The organism is Aeromonas sp., assembly GCF_050633025.1.
In the GTDB taxonomy this organism is placed as follows: domain Bacteria; phylum Pseudomonadota; class Gammaproteobacteria; order Enterobacterales; family Aeromonadaceae; genus Aeromonas.
Window position 1 is genome coordinate 1 of the sequence record NZ_JBODRQ010000189.1, and the last position, 4897, is coordinate 4897.

A 4897-nucleotide genomic window follows, 5' to 3' on the forward strand; every position below is an offset into this window, starting at 1 on the left:
TATACACACTTTCCAGGCGTGCTCCTTCAGCCACTCGGACACCTCACCAAATTTTGGTCTGTGATTTAACGTGTTCAGCCAACACGGTTCCCGCTGCGCTGTTGCGCTGGAACGGGGCGTAATTTAGGGGAAAGCCCCGCCCGCGTCAACGGCTTTTTTCACCTAGCGAACCGTTCGAACACTTAATGCACAGATTCCGGTGCAACCTGGATTTCCGGCAGGTTGAGGAAGCCGGAACGTTCGCATTCGGCAACCAGTTCGTGGGTGGCCGCGATGGTGCTTTGCACGAAAAGCAGGAACTGCTCGACGCTAAGTCCGGCCTTGGTAAAGACGGTGTGGCCGACCACCAGCCGCGGCAGGTTGTCATCGATGATATCGAGGAACACCTTGAGAGAGGGGTACTGCATATTGAGTCGGCCCAGTTCGGCGACCAGCGGCAGCATTGCGGAGGGGCGCACTTCCAGCTCGGAAGAGAACAGCAGGCCTTCCTCTTCCACGAAGATCCGGCTCTCCTGAATACCATCGACCGACTGCAAAGAGACAATGTGGATACCGTGACACTGGTCGCAGACATAGTGCTCGATACGAGCCTGTTGCAACCAACGCATTATCATTTCGGAGCTGGGGATATTCATCATTTCCACGACAAGATGGGGATCAAGGGGCGCAGTCTAAACCAATTTGCTATCAACAAAAAGCACGCCAACTCGATAACCCTGCGGCTCGCTTCTTTTTGGCAAGCGCTATGCATATACTCAGCCAAATCCACGATGACGCTTGCCCCACAGGGGGCCCCATGACCATCCAAGAAAAGTATCGCCTTCATCTGAAATCACTCTCGGATGAGCTATTGGCACTGCAAAAACCCATCCGCATTCTTGATGCCATCAAATGGCCACGCCATCTGCAGGATCGCTTTCTGGCAAGCGGAGGCCGAGAGCTGCCCGCTATCGACAGGCACTTCTATGATGCCCTCCCCCTCGGCTTCGATCCGCGCAACAAGTATCTGGAGCTCAAGGAGCTGCGGGACAGGATCCGCAGAAAGCTGGGGCCACAGGACGATCTTGGCCGGATCCTGCAAGAGACGGTCGACCAGTACATGGTGGTGATCGAGATGCTTCGCCAGCGCGGCCAACCCGATTTTCAGCGTTACAGCCAGCTGCTCTATGGCTCTGCCAGCGATCACCTGCGCGGGGATCGCAAGACTCTCAAGGAGCTGGGCTCCCGCCTGTGCGACATCTTCTCCCTGCCCGGCGCCCGCCATCTAGTACGCCCCTACCCCAAGGAGTTCGAGGGGGAAGCGGCAGTGACCAAATTGCAGGGCAAGCTGTCGAGCTATTTCAGTGACGGCACCGTGCAAGTGAAGCTGAGCGATGGCATCGTGTCGGACGCCGCGGCCGGCGGCGATTACATCAAGCTCAACTCCCACGCCCGTTTCTCCGAGCTGGATTTGCAGGTACTGGAGGTACACGAGGGGTGGGTTCATGTCGGCACCACCCTCAACGGTCGCCAGCAGCCTTACGCCACCTGGCTGAGCGCCGGTTCACCACGGATCACCGCCTGTCAGGAGGGGCTGGCCGTCCTGATAGAGACCCTCACCTTCAGCTCCTTTCCGGATCGGGCCAAGCGTATCTCCGATCGGGTGATGGCCATCGACATGGCCGAGCGCGGCGCCGATTTTATCGAGGTGTTTCAGCACTTCGTGCAGCAGGGCACCAGCGAGCACGACGCCTACAAGATCACCCAGCGGGTCTTTCGTGGCGGCATGGTGGGCGGCGGCGCCTGCTTTACCAAGGATCTCTCCTACGTGCGTGGCTATGTGGAGACGGTCAATTTTATCCGCAGCGCCGTGCTGGAAGGGGTACCCGAGATCCTGCCGATGCTGTTTGTCGGCAAGGTGACACTGGATGACATTCCGGTGCTCTATCAGCACTATCTGGAGGGATTGATTGCTGCCCCGCGCTACCTGCCCCCCATGTTTCGCGACCTCACCGGCCTCTATGTCTGGTTCGGTTTTGCCTCCGGCATGTCACTGGTCGATATCGGCCGAGTACAGCACCATTTTCGCCAGCTGTTTCAACGCCTGCCGGTGGCCGACCCCATCATTGCGCCGGTGGATATCGAGATCGACTGAACCGCAGAGAAGCAAGCAGGAAAATAAGAAGGGCGCCAGATTGGCGCCCTTCTCGACGATTCAAATATCGCAGCCGACTTACTTGTAGGCCCGACCTTCCAGATAGTGTTTGCGACAGAGCGACACATAGCGATCGTTGCCGCCGATCTCCACCTGTTCGCCATCACGCATCACCTGCCCCGCTTCGTTGACCCTGGAGTTCATGTGAGCCTTGTTGCCGCACCAGCAGATGCTCTTCAGCTCTTCAAACTTGTCGGCCAGACAGAGCAGATGGTAGGAACCCGGGAACAGCTCGCCGCGAAAATCGGTCTTGAGGCCATAGGCCATCACCGGAATATCCTGCTCATCGACGATGCGGGCCAGCTGGTAGACCTGCTCACGGGTCAGAAACTGGGCCTCGTCCACGATAAAGACATCGATATGTTTCTTCGCATGGCGCGCTTTCACCATTTCAAACAGATCACAGCTATCGCTGAACACGTCCACCTTCAGTTCAAGGCCAACCCGGGCACTGATCACCCCGACCCCGAAACGGTCATCGATGGCTGGCGTCATCGCCAGAGGATGCATGCCCCGCTCCAGATAGTTGAAGTGCGCCTGAATGAGCTGGGTGGATTTGCCTGAATTCATGGTGGCAAATTTGTAGTGCAGTGAAGCCATGATACTGTTCCGAAACTGAATTTATGGGGCGCATGCTAACCAAAGCCCCTGACAAAACCAAGGGGCCCGCGGGCCCCTTGCTCTATAAATGTTACGCGGTGGCCAGCTCTGGCCGCGCTTTGGCCTTTTTCAGGTGATAGCTGGTAAAGAGCACAAACCAGAGGGCGCTGACGCTGAAACCGGCCAGGCTGGAGTGCATCAAGCCCATTGCCAGGTAACCGATGGCCGCACCGAAGGCGATGGCCAGCGCATAGGGCAGCTGGGTCATCACGTGATCGATGTGATGGCAGCCGGCACCGGTGGCAGAGAGGATGCTGGTGCTGGAGATGGGTGAGCTGTGATCCCCGAACACCGAGCCAGCCAGTACCGCAGCCAGCATCGGCAGCATCAGGCTGATGTCGCTGGCGGCAGCCATGTCACCGGCCAGCGGCAGCATGATGCCGAAGGTGCCCCAGCTGGTACCGGTGGCAAACGCCATGGCACAGGAGAGGATAAAGACCACCGCAGGCAGCACTTCAATCGGCAGGTTGCCGTTAGCCAGCGAAGCCAGGTACTTGCCGGTCTCCACGTCGCGCACCACGGCACCTATGGTCCAGGCGAACAGCAGGATGTTGATGGCCGGCAGCATGGCCATGACACCTTGCGGCGCCGCCTTGATCCAGTTCTTGGCACCCAGCTTCAGGCGCATCGCCAGACCGATGGAGACCACCAGACTGCACAGGGCACCGTAGACCAGCGAAGAGCCCACATTGGTGTTTTCGAACGAGCCGAGCACGCTGAACGGCAGCCCTTTCTCGCTCAGCACCGCAGCACCGGAATCGATCATGAAATAGATGGTGGCCGCGGTCAGGGTCAGGATCGGCAGTACCATGTCGATCATGCCGCCGTTGCTCTCCTCCGGGCTCTCCATATCCAGACCGATGGGGCGGCCCTTGGACTCATCCCACAGCTTGCCTTCCAGAGCCCACTCTTCGTGTTGACGCATCGGGCCGATATCCAGCTGACAGGCGATCACCACCAGCACCATGATCAGGGTGAAGACGGCGTAGAGGTTCATCGGGATCATCTCGACAAATGCCGCGATGGGGCTCTGCTCAGTCAGACCGTGGGCAGCCATGATGCCGCCAACCAAGGCGATGATATAGGCACCCCAGGAGGAGATGGGCATCAGCACACAGACCGGCGCCGCGGTGGAATCCAGCAGATAGGCCAGTTTGGCACGGGAGATCTGGAAGCGGTCGGTCACCGGACGGCAGATGGCCCCCACCGACAGGCTGTGGAAGAAGTCATCGATAAAGAAGGCAAACACCATCATGCCAGTCAGGGCTTTGGCACCCTTGCGGGTCTTGGCACGACGCTCGGCCCACTCGGCAAAGGCACGGGTCGCCCCGGAGACGCTCATCAGGCTGATGAGGCCGCCCAGCAGCAGCATGAACAGGATCATGTTGACGTTGTCACGATTGAGCGCGCCATCGACCCAGAAGATCTTGAGCACGGTATTCAACATGTAATGCAGGGATTCGAGGGGGGAAAACTGATTGAGCAGCAAACTGCCGGTGACGATGCCCACACCAAGGGACAACAGCACGCGGCGGGTCAGGATCGCCAACGCAACAGCCAACAGGGGGGGAAGAACGGACCAACCGGAGTCGGCGAAATGACTAATGTCCATGATCTCTTTGCACCTAAAGATTACAGGTGGAGATCTACCGAGAGGATCTAAAGAAACAAAACCTATGGGGAGGTCATACTCCTCAGCCCCTTCAGGTAGCGCTCCATAGTGGATGACTATGGCAGTCCTGCACCTATTAGATGCAGAACCAGCAGCCCGGTATGATGGCCTGGCCACTTCGGCGCTGACTCCTTTCCTTGTGCATCACAGGCATCACCCTCCGCACAAATACTCATAGGCAGCGCGCCTCTACTTAAAGGTATTCGCCGCACATTTTATCGAGATGGCAGCTTATAGCAAGTTTTTTGATTAAATAGTCACGATAAACATATCAAGGTCGAAAAATGGTAGTCAAATGATGCAACAACACCAGTTTTGACGCTATTTTCACCTACTGCGGTTTCATTGGCATCCAATCACCAAGCCTATTG

General features: G+C 57.6%; 4 protein-coding genes and 1 riboswitch. Of the genes, 1 reads left to right on the forward strand and 3 read right to left on the reverse strand.

The window, feature by feature from the left end; all coding sequences use genetic code 11:
- Positions 1–182 precede the first annotated feature (182 nt).
- Positions 183–638 carry a YbjN domain-containing protein gene (locus ACRAUW_RS16800; protein ID WP_005337119.1) on the reverse strand — a complete coding sequence of 152 codons (456 nt, stop codon included), beginning with the start codon at positions 636–638 and terminating at the stop codon, positions 183–185.
- A 158-nt stretch (positions 639–796) separates the two neighbouring features.
- On the opposite strand from ACRAUW_RS16800, the gene ACRAUW_RS16805 reads away from it, so the two are divergent.
- The gene (locus tag ACRAUW_RS16805; RefSeq protein ID WP_431363191.1) at positions 797–2134 is read left to right on the forward strand and encodes a flavohemoglobin expression-modulating QEGLA motif protein; all 1338 of its coding nucleotides are present in this window, start codon (positions 797–799) and stop codon (positions 2132–2134) included.
- Between the two features lie 78 nt (positions 2135–2212).
- On the opposite strand, the gene ACRAUW_RS16810 is transcribed toward ACRAUW_RS16805, so the two are convergent.
- Both ACRAUW_RS16810 and ACRAUW_RS16815 read right to left on the reverse strand, forming a co-directional pair.
- Positions 2213–2794 carry a thymidine kinase gene (locus ACRAUW_RS16810; protein ID WP_005351181.1) on the reverse strand — a complete coding sequence of 194 codons (582 nt, stop codon included), beginning with the start codon at positions 2792–2794 and terminating at the stop codon, positions 2213–2215.
- A gap of 91 nt (positions 2795–2885) precedes the next feature.
- Complete coding sequence (locus ACRAUW_RS16815; RefSeq protein ID WP_431363192.1) at positions 2886–4466, reverse strand: Na+/H+ antiporter NhaC family protein; 1581 nt, start codon at positions 4464–4466, stop codon at positions 2886–2888.
- A gap of 88 nt (positions 4467–4554) precedes the next feature.
- A riboswitch (Lysine riboswitch) is annotated at positions 4555–4726 on the reverse strand.
- Positions 4727–4897: the final 171 nt, after the last annotated feature.

Coding starts and splice junctions, on each gene's coding strand:
- ACRAUW_RS16810 (WP_005351181.1), bottom strand. CDS start 2,794: ATGGCTTCACTGCACTACAAATTTGCCACCATGAATTCAGGCAAATCC.
- ACRAUW_RS16800 (WP_005337119.1), bottom strand. CDS start 638: ATGATGAATATCCCCAGCTCCGAAATGATAATGCGTTGGTTGCAACAG.
- ACRAUW_RS16815 (WP_431363192.1), bottom strand. CDS start 4,466: ATGGACATTAGTCATTTCGCCGACTCCGGTTGGTCCGTTCTTCCCCCC.
- ACRAUW_RS16805 (WP_431363191.1), top strand. CDS start 797: ATGACCATCCAAGAAAAGTATCGCCTTCATCTGAAATCACTCTCGGAT.